The organism is Acinetobacter lwoffii, from assembly GCF_019343495.1.
Classification (GTDB): domain Bacteria; phylum Pseudomonadota; class Gammaproteobacteria; order Pseudomonadales; family Moraxellaceae; genus Acinetobacter; species Acinetobacter lwoffii_P.
On the sequence record NZ_CP072549.1, the window covers coordinates 1,935,364 to 1,957,028 of the forward strand.

General features: G+C 45.6%; 20 protein-coding genes and 1 riboswitch. Of the genes, 11 read left to right on the forward strand and 9 right to left on the reverse strand.

Annotated features, from left to right (window positions below; all coding sequences use genetic code 11):
• Nucleotides 1-16: 16 nt before the first annotated feature.
• The 4 genes from J7649_RS09215 to abuO form a co-directional block, all read right to left on the reverse strand.
• Nucleotides 17-973, reverse strand: a complete 957-nt coding sequence (locus J7649_RS09215; protein ID WP_219307542.1) for a hypothetical protein — start codon at nucleotides 971-973, stop codon at nucleotides 17-19.
• The gene (locus J7649_RS09220) at nucleotides 970-2,307 is read right to left on the reverse strand and encodes a glycosyltransferase family 2 protein (protein WP_228738636.1); all 1,338 of its coding nucleotides are present in this window, start codon (nucleotides 2,305-2,307) and stop codon (nucleotides 970-972) included. The genes J7649_RS09215 and J7649_RS09220 overlap by 4 nt, the downstream gene beginning before the upstream one ends.
• Nucleotides 2,308-2,654: 347 nt before the next feature.
• Entirely contained in the window at nucleotides 2,655-3,374 is a 720-nt protein-coding gene (gene phoU, locus J7649_RS09225) for a phosphate signaling complex protein PhoU (RefSeq protein ID WP_148334355.1), read from the reverse strand.
• Between the two features lie 91 nt (nucleotides 3,375-3,465).
• Nucleotides 3,466-4,815, reverse strand: coding sequence for a multidrug efflux outer membrane protein AbuO (gene abuO / locus J7649_RS09230; RefSeq protein WP_219307550.1), 1,350 nt, complete (start codon nucleotides 4,813-4,815; stop codon nucleotides 3,466-3,468).
• A gap of 292 nt (nucleotides 4,816-5,107) precedes the next feature.
• Here abuO and J7649_RS09235 point away from each other — a divergent pair, with 292 nt between their 5' ends.
• The 7 genes from J7649_RS09235 to J7649_RS09265 all read left to right on the forward strand — a co-directional run bounded on the left by J7649_RS09235 (nucleotide 5,108) and on the right by J7649_RS09265 (nucleotide 11,862).
• On the forward strand, nucleotides 5,108-6,139 hold the full coding sequence (locus tag J7649_RS09235; RefSeq protein WP_219307552.1) for a hypothetical protein: 1,032 nt from the start codon (nucleotides 5,108-5,110) through the stop codon (nucleotides 6,137-6,139).
• Between the two features lie 106 nt (nucleotides 6,140-6,245).
• Nucleotides 6,246-6,378, forward strand: a riboswitch (TPP riboswitch).
• Between the two features lie 88 nt (nucleotides 6,379-6,466).
• On the forward strand, nucleotides 6,467-8,362 hold the full coding sequence (gene thiC / locus J7649_RS09240; protein WP_219307554.1) for a phosphomethylpyrimidine synthase ThiC: 1,896 nt from the start codon (nucleotides 6,467-6,469) through the stop codon (nucleotides 8,360-8,362).
• Nucleotides 8,363-8,438: 76 nt separating this feature from the next.
• Nucleotides 8,439-9,074: an NUDIX domain-containing protein gene (locus J7649_RS09245; RefSeq protein ID WP_180180654.1), complete on the forward strand. Its 636-nt coding sequence runs from the start codon at nucleotides 8,439-8,441 to the stop codon at nucleotides 9,072-9,074.
• A complete protein-coding gene (gene cpdA, locus J7649_RS09250) occupies nucleotides 9,071-9,883 on the forward strand; it encodes a 3',5'-cyclic-AMP phosphodiesterase (protein WP_180180655.1) in 813 nt (270 codons plus the stop codon). Before J7649_RS09245 ends, cpdA begins: the two co-directional genes overlap by 4 nt.
• A gap of 210 nt (nucleotides 9,884-10,093) precedes the next feature.
• Nucleotides 10,094-10,621 (forward strand): RNA polymerase-binding protein DksA, encoded by a 528-nt coding sequence (gene dksA / locus J7649_RS09255; protein WP_004281072.1) that lies wholly within the window; start codon nucleotides 10,094-10,096, stop codon nucleotides 10,619-10,621.
• 2 nt (nucleotides 10,622-10,623) lie between these two features.
• Nucleotides 10,624-11,544 carry a tRNA glutamyl-Q(34) synthetase GluQRS gene (gluQRS, locus tag J7649_RS09260; protein ID WP_228738637.1) on the forward strand — a complete coding sequence of 307 codons (921 nt, stop codon included), beginning with the start codon at nucleotides 10,624-10,626 and terminating at the stop codon, nucleotides 11,542-11,544.
• A gap of 57 nt (nucleotides 11,545-11,601) precedes the next feature.
• Nucleotides 11,602-11,862 carry a zinc ribbon domain-containing protein gene (locus J7649_RS09265; RefSeq protein WP_004281070.1) on the forward strand — a complete coding sequence of 87 codons (261 nt, stop codon included), beginning with the start codon at nucleotides 11,602-11,604 and terminating at the stop codon, nucleotides 11,860-11,862.
• On the opposite strand, the gene ftsW is transcribed toward J7649_RS09265, so the two are convergent.
• The 5 genes from ftsW to J7649_RS09290 form a co-directional block, all read right to left on the reverse strand.
• Nucleotides 11,851-13,047: a putative lipid II flippase FtsW gene (gene ftsW, locus J7649_RS09270; protein WP_004281069.1), complete on the reverse strand. Its 1,197-nt coding sequence runs from the start codon at nucleotides 13,045-13,047 to the stop codon at nucleotides 11,851-11,853. The genes J7649_RS09265 and ftsW overlap by 12 nt on opposite strands.
• Nucleotides 13,048-13,067: 20 nt before the next feature.
• Entirely contained in the window at nucleotides 13,068-14,414 is a 1,347-nt protein-coding gene (murD, locus tag J7649_RS09275) for a UDP-N-acetylmuramoyl-L-alanine--D-glutamate ligase (RefSeq protein ID WP_219307576.1), read from the reverse strand.
• 162 nt (nucleotides 14,415-14,576) lie between these two features.
• On the reverse strand, nucleotides 14,577-14,828 hold the full coding sequence (locus J7649_RS09280; protein WP_005101469.1) for a DUF6587 family protein: 252 nt from the start codon (nucleotides 14,826-14,828) through the stop codon (nucleotides 14,577-14,579).
• 59 nt (nucleotides 14,829-14,887) lie between these two features.
• The gene (gene feoB, locus J7649_RS09285) at nucleotides 14,888-16,744 is read right to left on the reverse strand and encodes a ferrous iron transporter B (RefSeq protein ID WP_219307579.1); all 1,857 of its coding nucleotides are present in this window, start codon (nucleotides 16,742-16,744) and stop codon (nucleotides 14,888-14,890) included.
• A complete protein-coding gene (locus J7649_RS09290) occupies nucleotides 16,741-17,001 on the reverse strand; it encodes a FeoA family protein (RefSeq protein ID WP_005101473.1) in 261 nt (86 codons plus the stop codon). The genes feoB and J7649_RS09290 overlap by 4 nt, the downstream gene beginning before the upstream one ends.
• Nucleotides 17,002-17,175: 174 nt before the next feature.
• Between J7649_RS09290 and xerD the strand changes: the two genes are divergently transcribed.
• The 4 genes from xerD (at nucleotide 17,176) to thrC (ending at nucleotide 21,632) form a co-directional block, all read left to right on the forward strand.
• Nucleotides 17,176-18,093 (forward strand): site-specific tyrosine recombinase XerD, encoded by a 918-nt coding sequence (gene xerD / locus J7649_RS09295; RefSeq protein WP_005248421.1) that lies wholly within the window; start codon nucleotides 17,176-17,178, stop codon nucleotides 18,091-18,093.
• Between the two features lie 99 nt (nucleotides 18,094-18,192).
• A complete protein-coding gene (locus J7649_RS09300) occupies nucleotides 18,193-19,002 on the forward strand; it encodes a DsbC family protein (RefSeq protein WP_005101478.1) in 810 nt (269 codons plus the stop codon).
• Between the two features lie 126 nt (nucleotides 19,003-19,128).
• Complete coding sequence (locus tag J7649_RS09305) at nucleotides 19,129-20,436, forward strand: homoserine dehydrogenase (protein ID WP_180037291.1); 1,308 nt, start codon at nucleotides 19,129-19,131, stop codon at nucleotides 20,434-20,436.
• 56 nt (nucleotides 20,437-20,492) lie between these two features.
• A complete protein-coding gene (gene thrC / locus J7649_RS09310; protein WP_219307581.1) occupies nucleotides 20,493-21,632 on the forward strand; it encodes a threonine synthase in 1,140 nt (379 codons plus the stop codon).
• Nucleotides 21,633-21,665: the final 33 nt, after the last annotated feature.

A 21,665-nucleotide genomic window follows, 5' to 3' on the forward strand; every position in this document is an offset into this window, starting at 1 on the left:
GATTCATCTTCCAGATTTAAAACTGCACAATCCATTCACCCCTGATATAACGATAATCATAATCCGGCCCATAGAAGGAAGCACTGCGATTATATCCAGCATTCATACGTAGAAACTGCGAGCCGCGAACAGGACTTTGCAAGTTCAGTTCAAATACCCGGGTGGTCTGACTTGAATCCTGATTAATTTTTTCACGTCCAAAACCAGCAGTTAAACCAGCTGACCAGCCGGAAAAACGCTGACGCCAACCTAAGGCCAGCATCGATTCTTGATAATCCTGAGGGTTAAAATATTCCCTGCCTACATCTTCTTCACTACTTTGGTAGGTGCGATATCGGGCCTGAAGCGTCAATCCCAAGTCCAGAGAAGGCTGATAGATCAGTCTGATACGACCATGATCACGGCGATTATCGTCTGAAAAAAATTGCGATCCTGCAACACCCACCACTGTGACATGCTCACCTAAACCCTGATCCAAGGCAGCACCAATAAAGGTAAAATTCGTTCCCTGCTCCAAAGCAGGCTGAGTTTCAACCCAATCCCGATTGGCAAAAACTTCTAATGCTGTTTTTTCTGCAAGTGGCGTACGATAACTACCATCAAAGGTGAATAATGTATGATCTCCTTGATCAACTATACCTGCCTCCAAAGCCCAGCCATTCGCTGTAGCAGAATCAATATTACGTCCAATCAATGAAATCTTTTGACCATCTCGACTCCAGTCATCAGCTTTATACTGATAAGCACTGCCACGTATACCTAGATAATCATCAGCATGTTCATATTGAGGCAAAAATTCCGCTGATAATTTACGGGTTTGAAAGCCTTCACTATCATCACTAAAGAAAAACTCTGTTCCAAGCGCACGTTCACTTTGGGCCAGGTTTTCTTCTAATCCCTTGGCCAGGCTGCTTGCATTCATACCTATAAGCAAAGGAACAACCGCATAGATCCCAATTTTGTTATTTTTCATTTTGTTCCCCATGTTTTTCGTGTTCTCAGTACTTCATCCAAATATCCTAAAATACTGGCAGGTTGCAATAAGAAACTATAGGCAAGAACATACAAGAAAAAACCACTGAAGTTTTTCCGTACCCTGAGCTCCAGATCATCAAACATTCTGCGTTCAATTGAATAATTTAATAGCCCCAGTAAGAATGCCATAGGTAATAAAGCTAGGGTCATAATACCCGCGATCCAGTAGTGTCCAAAACATGCCAGAATGAGTCCAGGTATAAAGCCAAAGGTAAAGGCAATATCCAACCAAGGGAAAAGCAGATTCCAGTAAATAAAAAACGTAGACAGTCTTGGCTTAATTAGAATAGTGGGATGTTGAATAAATGCCTCAATCATGCCACGTGCCCAACGCTGACGCTGTTTGATAAAAACCTTAAGTGTGGTCGGTGCATTGGTAAATAGACAGGCATCCTCACAATGTCCAACACGATAGCCTGCATTCAATAATGCCCATGTAAGTACGATGTCTTCGCCCACACATTCAGGCCATCCACCCACTTCAATCAGGGCGTTTCGATCATAAATAGAGAAAGCACCTTGGGCCACTAAGGTTCCCTGATATAGGGACTGCATACGCTTGGTCGCGGAAATACCGAGAAAATAGTCCCATTCCTGAGTTTTGGTTAACATGTTTTCACGAGAATTGCGTACCAGAATTTTACCCGCAACTGCACGTGTATTGGGTGGATCCGCTACATAGCGTTCCACAATATTGATTAAGGCAACACGATGTAAATAAGAATCTGCATCGACGGTAATCACCAGATCATGTTCCGCAAGCTTTAAGCCTTCATTTAAGGCGTGTGCTTTACCTGCATTTTGCTTTAAATCCAGCAAGGTCAGCCAGGGAAATCTCGATTCCGCTTTTCGGACAATATCAGCAGTGTCATCTTGAGAACCATCATTAATAACAATAACTTGCAATTTTCCAGGATATTTTTGCACACTAATACTGACTAAAGTATCTTCTATGGAAACAGCTTCATTATAGGCGGCGATCAATATAGTCAGGCCAGGATAAGTAGCTAATGCTTGCCTTTTCGGTCTTCTATCTATCATCAGGCTTAAAGCCGCAAACGAATTCATAAATCCTGGAATAATGGCAATGCCATAAATCAGAAACACAGCCATAAAATAGCCAATATATGTGCTGAGCTCATGCAGCCAGTCTTGAGCGATCCAAATCGAGAATACGGTCCAAAAACAGGCTCCCATAAAAGCTAAAACAAACTTGAACTGCACAGAAAAGTAAATTTGAGAAACTTCTTTCTTACTTTCATCAATAATCATAAATGTTCTCTTACATATGATATTTCACAAAACTTGTGCAGGTTTATCTTGCCTAAAATGGGATAACTAAAAACAGTTGATGATCACTTTAGATACACATCGCCACATGTATCCATCTGATAATTTCTCTGGGAAAAAACTCTATTTTGTTTAAAAAACCTGCATATTTTATAATTATATATACGTTTTGTATATTTTTTGATAACTAAATCACATTTTTTGTAAATTTCATCGGTAAAAATTTTGATTATTTTAAAACCTATTTTGCTTCCGATTTGATAAAAAACATTTAATTAGAGCTAAAAAAGCCTGCGAATTGCAGGCTTTTTATTTTAATTTTTTAAGATTTAACGCTGAACTTTCTGTTCAATTTCTTCGACACTGGTATGACGCACATCAAAACCTTTAACCATATAAATCACCTGTTCCGAAATATTCCGGGCATGATCGCCAATTCTTTCGAGTGAACGCAGCACCCACAATACATTGATGACACGACTGATATGCCGCGGATCTTCAATCATATAAGTCATGAGGGTACGTGTGGCTGACTGATATTCCCGGTCGATATCCGCATCTGCTAACATCACCTTCAATGCCTGATCCACATCCAGACGCGCAAAAGCATCCAGTGCATCATGAATCATCACCCGCACCTGGTTGCCAATATGCCGGGTTTCCATATAACCGCGCGGTGAGCTGCCCTCTTCACACAAGCTTTGTGCAATCCGGCCTATTTTTGAGGCTTCATCACCAATCCGCTCCAGATCGGTATTGGCCTTGGACATGGCAAGCACCATACGTAAATCAATCGCAGCAGGATGACGACGCGCCAGAATCAGGGTCAGCGCTTCATCGATATCTCGTTCCATCTGATTGACGACATTATCTTGAAACTGCACATCTACTGCCATTGAGACATTTGTGTCCAATAAGGCATGAATGGCATTGGCCACCTGCTGTTCTACCAGTCCGCCCATCGTCATGAATTTGGTATTTACGTCCTGCAATTCTTCATTAAATTGCGAAGAAATGTGATGACTTAATACAGGATTATTTGGACACAAGGAAAGCTACTCCCGAACGATAGAGGACAATGATCAATAATAAATCATATTAAAGCATATCTATGATGAAAGTTTGATGACAATAGTAGTGTCATAGAGACTGAGGCGAATCATACTCAATCAGCCAGGCATTCAGCTCTGCCAGCTCCTTTTCGGTCAACTGCCCGACCGAAGCCTGTAATTGCAGCACATGTAGCAGATAATCATATTTGGCATTTAAATAATCAGTCTTGGCAGAAAAGGCATTACGTTGTGCCAGCAATACATCAACCATAGTCTTTAAGCCTTCCTGATATTGGGCTCTGGACGCTTGTGAGACAATTTCCGAAGAATCCATCGCGGCTTTACGTGCATTCAGTTTGGTCTGATCGGTTTCCACCTGCATGAAAGACTGTTTCACATCGGTATTGGCTTTACGGATGGCCGCATCCAGTTGCGCTTCACTTTTTTGCACATTAACGCCGGCCTGACGGATACTTTTTTGTGTGCGTCCACCGCTAAATACATTCCAGTTCACTTCCACCCCAATCTGGTCGAAATCTCCATTGCTGGACATAATCGTGGCCGGACTTTGTTTTAAATAACCATAAGTTCCGACCGCTTCGACCTGCGGATAGAGTGCAGCCTGTTCGACCCGTTTGGCATCTTCAGAATAGCGCTTTTGCAGACGCGCTTGCAGAACATTCAGATTCTGGCTTTGTGCCAATTCGGTCCAGGACTGCATATCACTTGGAACCGGTTTCTGAAACTGGAAATCGTTGCGTAATACCGCCAGATTTTCCTGATAAGGGCCGATTAACTGTGCCAGCTGTTCTTGGGCCAGTACCAGCTGAACTTGAGTCGAAATCCGGTTGGCTTGGGCACTTTGATACTGGGCATTGGCTTCACTGACCTCACTACGCGCCACCAAACCTTCTTTCAGCTTAGCATTCATCATGCGTAACTGTTCAGACAGCGCCTGCTCTTCCTGTAAATAAGCCGTAGTCAAAGACTGCTGCCGCAAGACATTAAAATAGGCTTCGGCCACCTGTAAAATATGCAGCTGTTTTTGCAGACGCAGATTGACTTCACTGAGTTCGACCGAGGTTTTAACCTGCTTATAACCTTGCCAGGCATCCCAGCGAAATAAAGGCTGACGTGCAGTAACCGCCACCTGACGGGTTGTAGTACTTGAGGTAGTCAAACTGGCAAATTGTGGATCGGCCGGTGTATCGGTCGACTGGTTTTTACGGGTCACATTCCCAGATAAAGTCACGGTCGGCAGCAAATTTCCGCTGGCAATCCCCAGATTGAGCTGATCGGATTGGTACTGCAACACATTCGCCTGCCAATTTGGATCATTTTGCTGGGCGCGTGCATAGGCTTCTTGTAAATCTAGGGCAAAAATCGCCGGACTAATTAATAGCAATAAACCGGTCATGACACTGAGTTTTAATTTCATTTTATAGTGTTAACCCCTAACAGCCATTCAGATCAAAAAATTCTGGCGCTTTAAGCTCAGCCATACTAAAGAGATCTCTTGAATTTTTACGTATGATTTTTATTAATTTTTTAATATAAAGATCAATCTTTATCCATCTTTAATTCAATTTTCTGGCTCCCATACCGGCAATGTAACAAAGCAATTCACAATACTAAACATAGTATTTTAGTTTGATCTATACAATATCTCCCAGTAAGGCCGTTATTTTCTGAATTCACCTATATATACAGAGTCCTGAAGCATAGTGTTAATGCCATTCCCGTCGATATTCAAAGCCTGTTTGTTTGCTGGTAGCGTGCTGCTTCTTGGGGGCTGCCAACAGCCCTCAGATCCACAGATCCAGGTCGAACAGACTGAGGCGAAGCAAACGCAAAGTCCAGTCAGTGACTTTAGCCTCATGTGCCAGAATATTGAAAAAAATATGTCCCAGATTAATGACCAGCGCACGACGTTTGCGCTGGAGCAGATTAATCAAGATCTTAAAGTGTGCCTGCCGTTGATGGACTTGGCTGAGCAGAAGCACCTGATGCAGCGCTCTACCGAAATGTATCAGCGCTTTTTAAAGGTAGATCGCACCGAATTTCAGCAACGCGCCTTTGAGCAGTATGCACTGGAAATGGCCCAGCATCCGACCATTCAGCATGCGCATTTTCAACAGCTTACCTCACGTGACCAGTATCTGTTAAAACACAAGGGGCAGGCTTATGTAGAACTCCTGGATCTGGGAGATGGCACTTTACATTATCGCCGCAGTCCGGAATATCTAGCGCGTATTTTTGCTCCTTATTTACCGGCCGCTGAAAAAGCCTTTATTGAAAATCTGGCGGAACAGAATATGGAACCAGTACTGGTGGAAAAACGCCTGCAGATTGAAGCCGCTGATATTGCAGCCCGCAGCCTGCTTTGGGAAGACTATCTCAAGACTTATCCGAATAGCAGTTATAAACGCGATGCCGAATATCTGCTGAAGCAATATACCTATTTTCTGTTTAGAGGTACCGAACAATCACCAGTGTCGGAAGACTATCGCGACCGTTATGCGGTCGATACCAGTCATCTGGAAACTATTATTGAACTGTCGAGCGGCCAGAAATCAACACTATCCACACAGGCACGCTTATTTCTGGAATTTCTGGACATGACTCCGGAACAGCGCCAGCAAGCCTTGCCTGCCGATTATAGAAACCGTTCGGAAGCAGAACAGATTCTGTACTATGCCCAGATCAGTCCGCCCTCACAAAAATATGATAAAGACTGCTTTACCGATGCCATCTGTATCTAGTTGGGATCAGTTTCACCTTCAATCAATATAACATCCTGAATCGCTCTCCGCTTAAAGTTGAGCGATTTAGACCTGTCTATTCTGCCTAAACTGAGCTAAGCTTTAGCCTCGCTTGACGGAGCGCGAGTAATTTCTCGCTGAGATTATGTGATTCCTTTTATCATTATCAGGAATTGAGCATGAGTACCGTTGAACCTGATCAGGTTAATACCTGCGTAGGAATCAAGCCAGCTAAAAACCCAGCCCTTGCTTTATCTGTTCAGGATAAATCTGCCTACGTTTTTGGTCGTGCTTGATTCGTTGATGTCATTCATAAGGATCATAGCCATGAACCAGTTAACGAATCTTTCTTCTGAAACTTCTCTCTCCGCTCATGAACAGGAAGCACGCGATTTAACGCGAATTCTACCCGCTTCACGTAAAGTCTATCTGCAAGGTTCCCGTCCTGATATTCAGGTACCCATGCGGGAAATTTCCTTAAGTGAAACCCCGACCAGTCTGGGCGGCGAACATAATCCACCTTTGATGGTCTATGACACTTCGGGTGTGTATACCGACCCCAACGTGACGATTGACCTGAACAAAGGTCTGCCGAATGTTCGTGAAAGCTGGATTGAACAGCGCAACGATAGCGAAATTCTGGATCAGCTCAGTTCTGAATTTGGTCGCCAGCGTTTACGTGATATCCGCACCGCCGCGATCCGTTTCGCGCATATCCAAAAACCACGTAAAGCCAAACGTGGCCGCAATATCACCCAGATGCATTATGCCAAACAAGGCATCATCACTCCGGAAATGGAATACATCGCCATTCGTGAAAACCTGCGCCAACTCGATGGTGTCGATATGCGCCAGCATCCGGGCCAGAATTTTGGTGCAAAAAACCTGACTGAAATTACGCCAGAATTTGTGCGTCAGGAAGTCGCCGCAGGACGCGCGATTATTCCGGCCAATATCAATCATCCGGAACTGGAACCGATGATCATCGGGCGTAATTTTCTGGTCAAAATCAATGCCAATATTGGTAATTCTGCACTCGGTTCAAGTATCGAAGAAGAAGTCTCGAAAATGACCTGGGCGACACGTTGGGGCGCAGATACGATTATGGACCTCTCGACCGGCCAGAATATTCATGAAACCCGTGAATGGATTATCCGCAACTCTCCTGTACCAATTGGAACCGTACCGATCTATCAGGCACTGGAAAAAGTCAATGGTGTGGCCGAAGACCTGACCTGGGAGATCTTTAAAGACACCCTGATTGAACAGGCTGAACAAGGTGTGGACTATTTCACCATTCATGCCGGCGTGCTTTTAAGATATGTACCGCTGACTGCCAACCGTTTGACCGGTATCGTATCGCGTGGCGGTTCGATCATGGCGCAGTGGTGTCTGGCACATCATCAGGAAAACTTCTTGTATACCCATTTCGATGAAATCTGCGAGATCATGAAAGCTTATGACGTATCGTTTAGTCTCGGCGATGGCCTACGTCCGGGCTGTGTGCAGGATGCCAATGACGAAGCGCAATTTGCCGAACTTCGAACTTTGGGCGAACTGACCCACCGTGCCTGGGAGCATGATGTTCAGGTGATGATTGAAGGCCCGGGCCATGTCCCGATGCATATGATCAAGGAAAATATGGATCTGCAACTGGAAGTCTGTAAAGAAGCACCCTTTTATACCTTGGGGCCACTCACCACCGATATCGCACCGGGTTATGACCATATTACTTCAGCCATCGGCGCTGCGATGATTGGCTGGTACGGTACCGCAATGCTGTGTTATGTCACACCTAAAGAGCATCTCGGTTTACCCAATAAAAAGGATGTCAAAGACGGCATTATTACCTACAAGATTGCCGCGCATGCAGCCGATCTGGCCAAAGGTCATCCGGGTGCACAAGCGCGGGATAATGCCCTGTCCAAAGCCCGTTTTGAGTTCCGCTGGGAAGACCAGTTTAACTTGAGTCTGGATCCGGACACGGCGCGCAGCATGCATGATGAAACCATGCCGAAAGCGGCGCATAAATCTGCGCACTTTTGTTCCATGTGCGGACCGAAGTTCTGTTCAATGAAGATTAGCCAGAATGTTCGTGATTATGCCAGTCAACAGGCTAATCCTGATCAGCCAGCAAGCTCTCAGGCCGAAATTGAAGCGGGTATGGATCAGATGAAAGCCAGCTTCCACAAATCTGGTCAAAATTTATACCAAAAACTATAAAACTGTAAAAAAAACAGTTGTCTTCAAAAAAAACTCAGATAGGATGAAAATAAATCAATTCATTCTATCTGAGCATATGAATATTATTAAACAGGCCTCTTATAATAAAAAAGACTTTAGCGTAGAGGCACGTGAGTTCTTGTACCGGGGATTTATTCAGGTAGAACAAGTCAGCCTGAAACACCGTTTATTTAATCAGGAAAGCTCAACCCCTGTTTTGCAACGTGAGCTGATTCACCGGCCAGAAGCAGCGGGTGTGCTGATGTACAACCATCAACAGCAGAAATTCGGCCTGATTGAACAGTTCCGGATTGGTGGACTGGACGATATCGATTCTCCTTGGCAACTCGAAGTGATTGCTGGCGTTCTGGATGGCAATGAAGCGCCTGAAGCGTGCATCCGCCGCGAGGCACTTGAAGAATCAGGCTGTACCCTGGATGAGCTACAGCACATTTTCAGCTTCTATCCTTCCGCCGGAGCATGTTCCGAATTATTTCATTTATATGTGGCCCAGACCGAATTACCTGAACAGGGTGGTGTTTTTGGCATGCCGGATGAAGGGGAAAATATCCAGCTGCATATTCTGGATTATGCCGATATTCCGTTCTTGCTCACGAATGGTCGCTTAAGAAATGCGCCTGTCATTATGGCCTTGCAATGGTTGCAACAACATATTCATACTGCAGGAATATGTCTAAGGGGAAAGACATGAGTTTTCAGCAGTCAAGCACAAGCACACAGCCGGATTGGACCATTATCCAGATTTCTGATACCCATTTGATGGATCGGGAAGAGCTGGAATTTGCCAGGATGAATCCCGAGCAGAGTTTTCATGAGGTAATGCAGCAGATCCAACAGCGCTTTCCCCAAATGGATGCATTGATTCATACCGGTGATCTGGCACAGGTGCCGGTCGAACAGACTTATCAGCGCTATCTAGAATATATTCAGTCTTTAAACGTGCCGTATTATCAGATTCCAGGTAACCATGACGATTCTCAGGTGTTCCCTTTTCACCAGAATGCGAATCAGGTACATGCCATTCATTTTGGCACCTGGACCATGATCCTGTTAAATAGTGCCGTTCAAGGCAAGATCGATGGCTGGGTGGAACAAGCTCAACTTGATCAATTGGACCAATTATTGCTTGAATTTAAACATCAGCATGTCATTGTGGCTTGCCATCATCATCCTTTTGCGATGAAATCGCACTGGATTGATCAGCACCGGCTGAAAAATGCTGAAGATCTGAAAGATGTACTGGCTCGGCATCAGAATATCAAACTGGTACTATTTGGTCATGTGCATCAGGATTCCTGTAACGAATGGCATGGTATCTACTTTTTATCCACGCCATCGACCAGTGTGCAGTTTAAACCTAAAAGTGAAGATTTCGCGCTAGATCAGGCGGCACCAGGTTATCGTGTATTACATTTGCAACAAAATGGTGAGTTTGATACCTATATTGAACGGGTGGCATTGAGCCAGCAAAATATTAATACCGAAATTTCAGGTTATTAACTTTTCAATTTGTTTTTTTTGCATTACTTTATTGCAACCAAAGGAAATGTGATATGCATAGTCCAGACATCAAAGACTATCAATAAGCATAAAAAGTCTATATGATGACGGCCCCCATAGGAGGATAATCTTTCTACAGGGTGGATAGAAAACTGCATATCACCATATTTTTTGCGTAGCAATCATACGCATAGATGAGGAATGCCCTAAATGGCGAATGACAACCAAAATCAAGTCTTAGACAATCAAACTGATGTTGTAGAAGAGAAAGCTGCAAAGCGCGTACGCAAATCTAAGCCTAAAACGACTGACGGTGGTTCTACTGCTAGCTTATTTGGTATTGAACCTTATCAACCTAAAAAAAATGAAGAATACATGTCTGAAGGTCAGCTTCAGCATTTCCGCCAAATCTTGCTGGCTTGGAAAGCTGAGTTGATGTCAGAAGTGGATCGTACCCTGAATACGATGCAAGACGAAAATACTGCTCTTCCAGATGTGAATGACCGTGCCACTCAGGAAGAAGAGTTTGCGATTGAGTTACGTACCCGTGACCGTGAACGTAAACTGATTCGTAAAATCGAACAGTCAATCGAAGCGATCCAGAATGATGACTATGGTTTCTGTGAAACTTGTGGTATCGAGATTGGCTTGCGTCGTTTAGAAGCACGTCCAACCGCTACTTTATGTATTGACTGCAAAACCCTTGCAGAGATCAAAGAGAAGCAAAATAACGGTTAATTATGTCATTGAGTAATCCCTCCCTGACCCTCCCTTTAATAAAGGGAGGGAAAGCTGAAGTGAATTACGTGGGTCGGTTCGCGCCATCGCCAACCGGCCCTTTGCATTTTGGCTCCCTGATTACCGCAGTCGCCAGTTACTGCGATGCCAAAGCCAATCATGGTAAATGGCTGGTTCGGGTTGAAGACACCGATATTCCCCGCATTTATCCCGGCAGCGAAGAACATATTTTGCGTGCCATGGATGCCTTTCAGCTTGAGCCTGATGCCGAAATCATTTTCCAGAAAGACCGCTTAGACATTTATGAAGACGTTATCCAGCAATTACGTCAGCAAGGCTTGGTTTATGCCTGCCAATGCACCCGTAAAATGCTTGGTTCCAATCATATCTATCAAGATACCTGCCGTGATTTAGGTTTAGCTTTTGAACATCAGGCCATTCGCTTAAAAGTTGCAGATGTTGAAATCTGCTTTGAAGACCGCTTGCAAGGTCGGCACTGTTCAGAATTGAAGAAAGATCTGGGCGATTTTGTCTTAAAACGTCGTGACGGCATTATGAATTACCAGCTGGCTGTAGTAGTCGATGACTATCTGCAAGGTATGACTCATGCGGTACGTGGAGCTGATCTTTTAGATAATACCGAACGGCAAATCTATCTGGGACAGTTACTCGGTTATCCGCGTCTGAGCTATATGCATCTACCGCTGGCAATGAATGATCAGGGGCAAAAACTGTCAAAACAGAATCTGGCCCAAGCACTGGATTTAACTCAGGCACCCCAATTATTAAAACAGGCACTTCAGGCTTTGCATCAGGCTGAAGTTGATTTGGACACTCCCGATCGGATGCTGCAACAGGCGGTAGTACAATGGGACATTGAGCGGATTCCACATACAACTGAGCTACAAGGTCACTATTTATAAAAACAGCTTTTCACTTAAGCTAGACTTCTAGAATGAAAAATTAATAGGAAGAAGAGTATGTTTTTTATTTTTGGCGTCGGCCCTAAAACCAAAACCATTGAGAAAAGCCAGTTTCTGTGTCCGGTCTGCCGTACTCGTTCGGGCTATGAGCTAAAACAGCAGCGTAATTATTTTTCTTTATTTTTTATACCCTTGATTCCACTTTCCAAGCCTAAATCTGCTTTTGTGACCTGTTCCAATTGTGGAACCGCAATGCCGAGCACGGTACTGGACCATGCTCAGCCAGAGCCAGGACGAAACTCCAATCTAGAAGCTTGATTCTTCGCGGCTTGGATTGACCTGACGCGTGGTCGAATCAATTTTCAGAATCAGACTGATCATGACCGCACAGATAATCAGGGATGAACCGCCATAACTAATAAATGGCAAGGTCAAACCCTTGGTCGGCAACATGCCCATATTCATACCGGCATTCACCAGAATCTGTAACAGGAAAATGATACTGATGCCATAAGCCAGATAGCCGGCACGCAAATATTGATGCTGCAAGGCGCGGTGTCCAATGCGGATACAGCAAACCAGCATGGTGAAGGACAAGATCAGGATGGTTGAAATGCCTAAAAAGCCAAATTCTTCACCCAAAATTGCCAGCATGAAATCGGTATGCGCCTCAGGCAAATAAGACATTTTCTGGATACTATGCCCCAAGCCTACCCCTGCCCATTCCCCACGGCCAAAGGCCATAAGGGCATTAGAGAGCTGATAACCGGTGCCTAAGGGATCTTCCCAAGGATTCGAAAAAGACAGCAGACGTTGCAGACGATACGGTTCCAACAGAATCGCGGCAGCAAATGCGCCGACCAAGGTCATAAAAGCCACACCGAACTGAATCCACGGCGCACCCGCCAGAAAGAACACGCCAAGCATGGTTAAGGTAATTACCACGGTTGCACCCAAGTCAGGCTCGAGAATAATCAAACCGACGGTAGCACCCATGATGGCACTTAAACGGACCAGACCCTTGATATTATTCCGTACTTCTTCCGCACGGCGCACCACGTAGTCTGCAGTAAAAATTGCCATCATCACTTTGGCGACTTCCGAAGCCTGTAAGGTAAAGCCTGCGATCCGAATCCAGCGTTTGGAACCATTGACTTCCGTCCCGACAAATAGCACGGCCACCAAAAGTACGATGGTAATAATCCACAAAAAGAAAGTGTTATTAAACCAGACTTTTAAGGGGATTTTATAAGCCAGAAAAGCTGCTACGGCAGCGACAAAAATCGAAATCCCATGTCGGCTAATATAGTGAAACGGATTTTCATGCATACGTTCTGCATAGGGCATCGAGGCCGATGCCACCATGATCGAACCAATGCAGAGCAAAGCCAACACACAGAAAATCAATACATTCCGTGGATTCACTTCAGCAGGTATTCTAGGTATCCACTGCGTATAAAATTGATTTAATTTATTGATCGTAGTCTGAGCAAACCCAGCCATATCACGAATCCTTGTTATTCTTAATTGAGTTCATTCACATACGCAACAAACTTGCGACCACGCTCAGGATAACCCGAGAACATATCAAAACTTGCGCATGCAGGAGACAATAGCACGACATCATGTGCCTGAGTGTGCTTTTGGCAGATTTCTACTGCCTGCTGCAAGCTGTCCGCATGAATCAGTTCAGTCGTACCCGCAATCGCTGCTTCAATGACGGGACGATCTTCACCGATTAATACCGCTACTTTGGCATATTTGCTTAATGATTCACGCAAGGCTTTAAAGTCCTGCCCTTTGCCCTGACCACCGAGAATAATCGCGACTTTACCGCCTTGGGCTTCAATGGCCATGCCGAGACCGTCCAGTGCTGCCAAGGTTGCGCCGATATTGGTACCTTTGGAGTCGTTATAATAACGTACGCCTTGCACTTCTTTAACGAATTCACAGCGATGTTCCAGACCTTTAAAGGTCTTTAAGGTATTCAACATGCTTTCCAGTGGCAGGCCAATCGCTTCACCCAGCGCCAGACAGGCTAAGGCATTGGCAACATTATGCGTGCCCTGCATATACATCTCGGTACTTTTCAGCAGACGCTCACGACCACGCGCCAGCCAGATGCTGCCATCCGTATCCTTGAGAATACCGTACTGGTTCATATCCGGTGCATTTAGACCAAAGCTTTGTATCGGTGTTACGTCTGGCACCAGAGGACGGGTCAAAGAGTCATCACGGTTATAGACGACTTTTTTTACACCCTGGAAAATCTGGTGTTTCGCCGTGTGATAACCCATCATATCGCCATGACGATCCAGATGATCTTCACTCATGTTCAACACCACCGCGACTTCAGCCGCCAGATTTGAGGTGGTTTCCAGCTGAAAACTGGACAGCTCGAGTATATACAGCTCAGGATCATCTTTGGTTAGGTCTAGCGCAGGACGGCCTAAGTTACCACCGACGGCAACTTTTTTGCCTGCATCCGCTGCCATCAGGCCAATCAAGGTAGTCACGGTACTTTTGGCATTAGAACCGGTAATCGCCACAATAGGCTTATCCGTAGCACGGCGTAAAATCTGGATTTCACTGACTACCGAAATACCCTTGTTAATCGCTGCCTGAATTTCAGGAAGTTTAGGATCAAGCCCGGGGCTAATCACGATTTCTTCTGCAGAAAGTAACAGTTCGGCGTCAAACTGACCAAAACTGGTCTGAACCTCAGCAGGTATCTGGTCATGCCCTGGCGGGTTAGCTCTTGAATCTGTTACTGCAACGCGGTAGCCCTGACTATGCAAGAAATTGACTGCTGCAACACCTGATATTCCGAGTCCTGCAACGACTTTTAACCCACCACGTTGTATTAACATTTTCGCCCCATATTTTGGTCTATTTTGAAACTGACGAAATGGTAGCACTTTGCTGTTTTGAATGCCTTTTCTGATTGGCTTTTCTGCACATTTTTTTTGTGTCCATGCGTAAAAAAACCGTCATGATCATGACGGTTTTTGAAATTTAGCCAGAAAAGGAAATTATTTCCATTTCACCGCTTGTTGAGCCGGCTTTACGTCTGAACCTTTTTCTGAAACCGGACAGGCACAGTTGCCACCGCAGCCTGCTGCCATACCCGGTTGCAGCCATTTGGCCAGACGCTGCCAGCCCTTGGCTGCACAGGCATCAGACAGCTTCTGGAAGACTGAGTTAGAGGTGTTCGGAAACACCTTTTTAAAGACAACCAGCATGCTCCAAAGCACCAGTGCTGTCACAATTAGAATTTCAATCATCTCAATCTCCCATACATATACAATGCAGCAAATTCAATTGGCCAAGGCCAAGTTGAGATTTAGCCCAAATAATATGAAGCAATTTGATAAGTCAGGAATGACATGAAATATGCCAGACCAAACAGGTAAATAGTCATGATACTGACAGTTTTCCAGGAACCGGTTTCACGTTTAACCGTTGCCAGAGTCGCCAGACAATGTGGTGCATAAATAAACCACACCAGCAAAGACAAACCTGTCGCCACTGACCAGCCTAGATCGCCTCCACCACTGATTAGCGCAGCCAGACCTTCAGACATCGCATCTTCATCAACTGCAGACATCGCATAGACTGTACCCAGTGCTGCAACGACCACTTCACGCGCTGCCATCGCCGGAATCAGGGCAATACAGATCTGCCAGTTAAAACCGAGCGGTGCAAAGATCGGCTGCATCAGATGACCGAGCATCCCTGCCAATGAATAATCAATGGCCGGCAGGGTTGCGCCTTCTGGCGGCTGCGGGAAAGTACACAGGAACCACAGTACAATCGATAAGGCGAAGATGATACCACCGACACGTTTCAAGAAGATTTTGCCGCGATCCAACAAGCCGATCCAGACGTTTTTCAAGTCCGGAAAACGGTAGCTTGGCAGTTCCATCAATAACATGTGCTGTGATTTATCTTTGTGGAAGAATTTTAGTATAAAAGACACCAGCAAGGCACTCACGATACCTGCCATATACAAACCGAAAAGCACCAGACCTTGCAGATTCAGGAAACCCCAGACGGTTTGTGCCGGTACAAATGCCGCAATCAGCAAGGCATAAACTGGCAAGCGTGCCGAACAGGTCATTAAAGGTGCAACAAAAATCGTGGTTAAACGATCTCGCGGATCACTGATGGTCCGCGATGCCATAATCCCCGGGATTGCACAGGCAAAGCTGGACAATAACGGAATAAAGGCACGGCCCGACAAGCCTGCTTTAAACATCAGCTTATCGAGCAAGAATGCTGCACGCGGTAAATAACCCGATTCTTCTAGGACCAAAATAAAAAAGAACAGAATCAGAATCTGTGGCAGGAATACGACTACTCCGCCTGCACCGGCAATAATCCCGTCCACCACCAGGCTATTCAGTAATGGGTGCGAAATATATTCACCGAGGAATTCACCCAGCCAGCCGAAGAAAGTTTCAATCCCATCCATAAACGGCGCAGCCCAAGCAAATACCGCCTGGAAAATCACGAACATCATTACGGCTAAGCTGAGTAAACCCAATACCGGATGTAGAAAAATCTTGTCGAGGAAGTCGGTACGTTTATCTTCCTGATCGACGAAATTGACCACGTCATTCAGAATATTTTCCACGCGCTGGTAACTGTCACCTTTCAAGCCGCTGAGTTCGGTCTGTGGTAAAGAATACTTGCCTTGATCTAGCGCATTTTTCAGGTTTTCAATCCCTGAATTGCGCACAGCCACCGTTTCTACCACAGGTACGCCCAGTCGCTCAGACAGCTTCTGGGTATTGATCTGCATGCCACGACGGCGTGCTTCATCCATCATGTTCAGCACAACCAGCACCGGACGACCCAGCTGAATCATTTCCAGCACCAGACCCAGATGTAATTTCAGATTGGTGGCATCTACCACACACAAAAATGCATCCTGCTCCTGCTCTTCCGCAATTTTACCTTGTACGACGTTGCGAGTAATCTCTTCATCCGGACTGGTCGCATCCAGACTATAAGTCCCCGGCAAATCCAGTACCCGTACCGCTTTGCCTGAAGCAAGCTGAAAGGTACCGACTTTACGTTCAACCGTGACACCCGCATAGTTACCGACTTTTTGGCGTGTTCCGGTTAAGTGGTTGAATAATGAAGTTTTACCGCAGTTAGGGTTACCGACAAGGGCAATACGTAATGTATCACTCATGCCGACACCGCCTGTTCGATTTCAATTTTGGCTGCTTCTGATTTACGCAAAGCAAAACGTGTGAATCCAACTTGAATCAAAATGGGATCTCCACCAAAAATACCTTTAGTAATGACCTGTACCTTTGTACCTGGTACAAAGCCTAAAGTTTCCAAACGACTCGCGACGACATCGTGTAGAGCACTTTCACCATCAGCTGTTCGACTCACTTTTCGAATGATGGCAATTTGTTTTGCTTTTAAATCAGACAAACGCACCGTGAAATTCCTAAACTATTTTGTACAGTATACAAACAAATGAGAATAATTAACAAATAAGATTAATTACATTTCGATTTAGCCTTATACCACATCGACACCGTCATAAAATTAAACTACAGTGGAGAATACCAATCCCGATTATCGCTTTTTCAGATCAGATCCTTTCACCTTATGCTGAATAAAAAACCCCGTATTCCTGCCCCTGTCCAGATTCCTGATGCGTTCAGTTATTTACAGGGTTTTCGTGATTATCTGATTGCACAAACGGTCAGCCCGCATACCCGCAATGCCTATTTGTCCGACCTGGTGCAATGTGCAGAATGCCTGAGCAAGCCTCTGCCGGAATGGAATCATGATGATATTTCCGATGTGCTGATTGCACTGACCAAACAGCAAAAAAGTCCACGTTCGATTGCCCGCTGCCTGTCTGCCTTGCGTTCATTTTATAAATTTTTACGTGAGCAGAAACTGCGTAGTGACAATCCGGTGGCTGCACATAGAACCCCAAAACTGGGCCGGGCCTTACCTAAAGATTTGTCCGAAGCTGATGTCGAAGCCCTGATTCACGCCCCGGATATCAACACGGCATTAGGGCTGCGCGATCGCGCCATGTTCGAAGTGCTGTATGCCTGCGGACTCCGGGTGACCGAACTGATTAACTTACGTCTGGAACTGATCAACTTAAAACAGGGGTATTTACGTATCGTCGGTAAGGGCAATAAAGAACGCCTGGTTCCGATGGGACAAATGGCCTGTGAATGGGTAGAAAAATATCTGAACGAAGCCCGTCCGCAACTCTATAAGACTTCGACCGATTATCTGTTTTTAACCCAGCATGGCGGGATCATGAGCCGGCAGAATTTCTGGTATGCCATTAAGCGTTATGCCTTGCAGGCAGGAATCCAGTCCGAACTGTCACCGCATACCTTACGTCATGCATTTGCGACGCATTTACTCAATCATGGCGCAGACTTACGCGTGGTGCAGATGCTTCTGGGCCACAGCGATCTGTCCACTACGCAGATTTACACCCATGTGGCGCAAGTGCGAATGCAACAACTGCATGCAACCCATCATCCACGAGCTTAAAACATATCCGGATGGAATAAACTGAGAAGTTTGACGTGTGGGTATTTTTTTTTGTTATGCTAATGCTCTGTTTTTAATCCAAGAAGAAAAGGGTTTTTTATGACATTTGCCCGCTCAAAAATTTTTATGGCTTGCACACTTGCTGCTGGTTTGGGTCTGACTGCGTGTTCCAATTCCACTAACAACGATAAAAAGCAAGAGTTGACTGCAAGCGCACCGGCGACGGGCGAAGCCTCTACCCTAACCGAACGCAATGCAGAACAGCGTCTGGCTTCTACGCTGGAAAAGCATTTCAAAACTGCTGGCATCAGTGCCAAAATTACCGACATTAAAGCCACTGAAGTGCCAAACCTGTACTGGGTGAGTCTGGAAGGCATGTCTGCGGTCTATGTCACCAGTGACGGTAAATACCTGATTCAGGGCGATGTGATCCGTCTCGGTGACAAACAGCTACACAATGTCAGCGAAAACCTGCAGGCAGGCATCAACAATAAACTCTTTGCTGAACTCAAGCCAGCAGACTTGCTGGTCTATCCAGCCAAAGGCAAAGCCAAGCATGTGGTCTATGTGTTTACCGATGTCAGCTGTCCGTATTGCCATAAATTCCATGAGCAAATGGATGAGATGAATGCCAAAGGCATTGAAGTGCGTTATATCGCCTGGCCGCGTGGTGAACAGCATATGCCGGCCATGGAAGCGATCTGGTGCAGTGCTGACCGCCGTAGTGCCTTTGACCAGGCGATTTCAGGCGCACAGATTAGTGCAGAGAAGTGTGAAAATCCTGTTCAAGATCAATATCAAATGGGTCTGAATATGGGCGTGAATGGCACCCCTGCCATTTATAATTCAGCAGGTACTTATCTAGGCGGTTACCTGTCTACATCGGAATTATTGAATCGGCTTAAATAACTCATTTTAATAAGTTATTTAACTTTATTTTATAGATAAAGATATTCTGAATTGACCCTAGAGTCAGGCGGGTTTTTTAGCTATGATCTAGGCTCTTGTAAAAAACTGTTTAATTTGGAGTGTGACGTGAAACCAGTTCGTCTGGCAATCCTCGGTCTTGGTACTGTAGGTGGTGGTGCCTTGAAACTATTAAAAGAAAATGCTGCTGAGATCAAACGTCGCACCGGTCGTGAAATTGAAATTACCCATGTAGGCACCCGTCGTCCACGTCCTGATCTGGATCTACCAGAATCGGTTAAACAAAGTGCCGACTTGATGGACATTGTACGTCAACCTGATGTAGACGTCGTGGTTGAAGTCATGGGCGGAATTCATCCTGCTTTTGAAATTATTATGGAAGCCATGAAACATGGCAAACATATTGTAACGGCCAACAAAGCGCTCTTGGCTGAACACGGCAACGAACTGTTTAAAGCGGCTGAAGACAATGCCGTACAGATTGCTTATGAAGCCGCAGTGGCTGGTGGCATTCCGATTATTAAAGTGATTCGTGAAGGTCTGGCAGCTAACAAGATTGAATGGCTGGCCGGTATTATTAACGGCACGGGTAACTTCATTCTCAGTGAAATGCGTGAAAAAGGCCGCGCTTTTGAAGATGTGCTGAAAGAAGCTCAAGAACTGGGCTATGCCGAAGCCGATCCAACTTTTGACGTGGAAGGCATTGATGCGGCTCACAAGCTCACCATTCTGGCCTCATGTGCCTTTGGTATTCCACTACAGTTTGACAAAGTCTTTACTGAAGGCATTGGCAAAATCACTGCACAAGATGTGAAATATGCAGAAGACCTCGGTTTCCGGATTAAACACTTGGGTATTGCACGCCGTACCGATGCCGGGATTGAACTCCGTGTACACCCGACCCTGATTCCAGATGACCAGCTGATTGCCAATGTGAATGGTGTAAAAAATGCGGTTCTGGTACAAGCCAATGCGGTCGGCCCAACACTCTACTATGGCGCTGGCGCAGGTGCAGGACCAACGGCTTCTGCGGTTGTTGCCGATGTGGTCGATATTGTTCGTGACATCATTTACACAGAAGACGGCGCAGGTACCATTCCACAACTGGCCTTTGAAGCGCTCAGTGATTTACCGATCTTGAGTCGTGAACAAATGACCACCGGCTATTACATCCGTATTAATGCCGAAGATCAGATGGGCGTGCTTGCTGATGTCACCACGATTCTTAGTCGTGCCGGCATCAGTATTGATGCAATCATGCAGCAACCGCGTTTATCCAAAGACCTTATTCCTATCGTGATTCTGACCGATCCTATCGTCGAATCAAAAATGGATGCAGCGCTTTCACAAATTCAAGCATTACCCGTCATTCATGGCGAAATTGTACGAATTCGTTTAGAATCGCTTGATAATTAATCGGGTTGAGGGGAGGATTCCCCTTGCCAAGCTCTACACACAATTGGAACATCATCATGTCGAATGCCAATCGTTATACTGGTTTAGTTGACCGCTATCGCGACCGTTTACCAGTGTCTGCAACTACTCGTGCGATCTCTTTGGGTGAAGGTAATACTCCACTGATCAAGCTTGAGAATATTCCACGCATTATTGGTAAAGATGTTGAAATTTATGTGAAGTACGAGGGCTTAAACCCGACTGGTTCATTTAAAGACCGCGGTATGACTATGGCGGTGACCAAAGCCGTTGAAGAAGGCTCTAAAGCCATCATCTGCGCATCTACTGGTAACACCTCTGCGGCGGCGGCGGCATATGCTGCGCGTGCTGGCATCAAAGCATTCGTGCTCATCCCTGAAGGCAAAATTGCCATGGGTAAAATGGCTCAAGCGATGATGTATGGTGCGATCACCATGCAAATTCGCGGTAACTTCGATGACGGTATGCGTCTGGTTAAAGAAGTTGCCGATCAGGCACCGGTGACGATTGTAAACTCAATCAACCCGTACCGCCTGCAAGGTCAAAAAACCATTGCTTACGAGATCGTTGAAGCTTTAGGTCGTGCACCGGATTATCACTGCCTGCCTGTAGGTAACGCGGGTAACATCACTGCACACTGGATGGGTTATACCGAAGCGGTGGCTAACCAGTCGAAAGAAGAATTTGAGCAAGTCGTTTACGATGCTGAAACTGATGCTTTCACTGGTCCTAAACCGGCTGGCTTGCCAATCATGGCAGGTTACCAAGCCTCTGGTGCTGCACCGTTCCTTCGTGGCGGTCCAGTAGAAAACCCGGAAACTGTTGCAACTGCGATTCGTATCGGCAATCCGCAAAGCTTCAATCATGCTAAAGCGGTTGTTCGTGATTCAAACGGCTGGTTTGATGAACTGACTGATGCGGAAATTCTTGAAGCTCAACGTCTGCTTTCTATGTATGAAGGTGTATTCGTAGAGCCTGCGTCTGCTGCGTCTGTCGGCGGTGCGATCCGTGACATTAAAGCGGGTAAAATTGCTGAAGGTTCAGTGATCGTATGTACCGTAACGGGTAACGGTCTGAAAGATCCAGACACTGCCATCAAGCAATGTGCTGATGCTGTGATGCTGTCGATTGATGCGACCATGACTCAAGTTAAAGACTCTATTCTGTTGAATATGTAATTTCGGCCAGAATTAAAAAAACCCTGCAAGTGC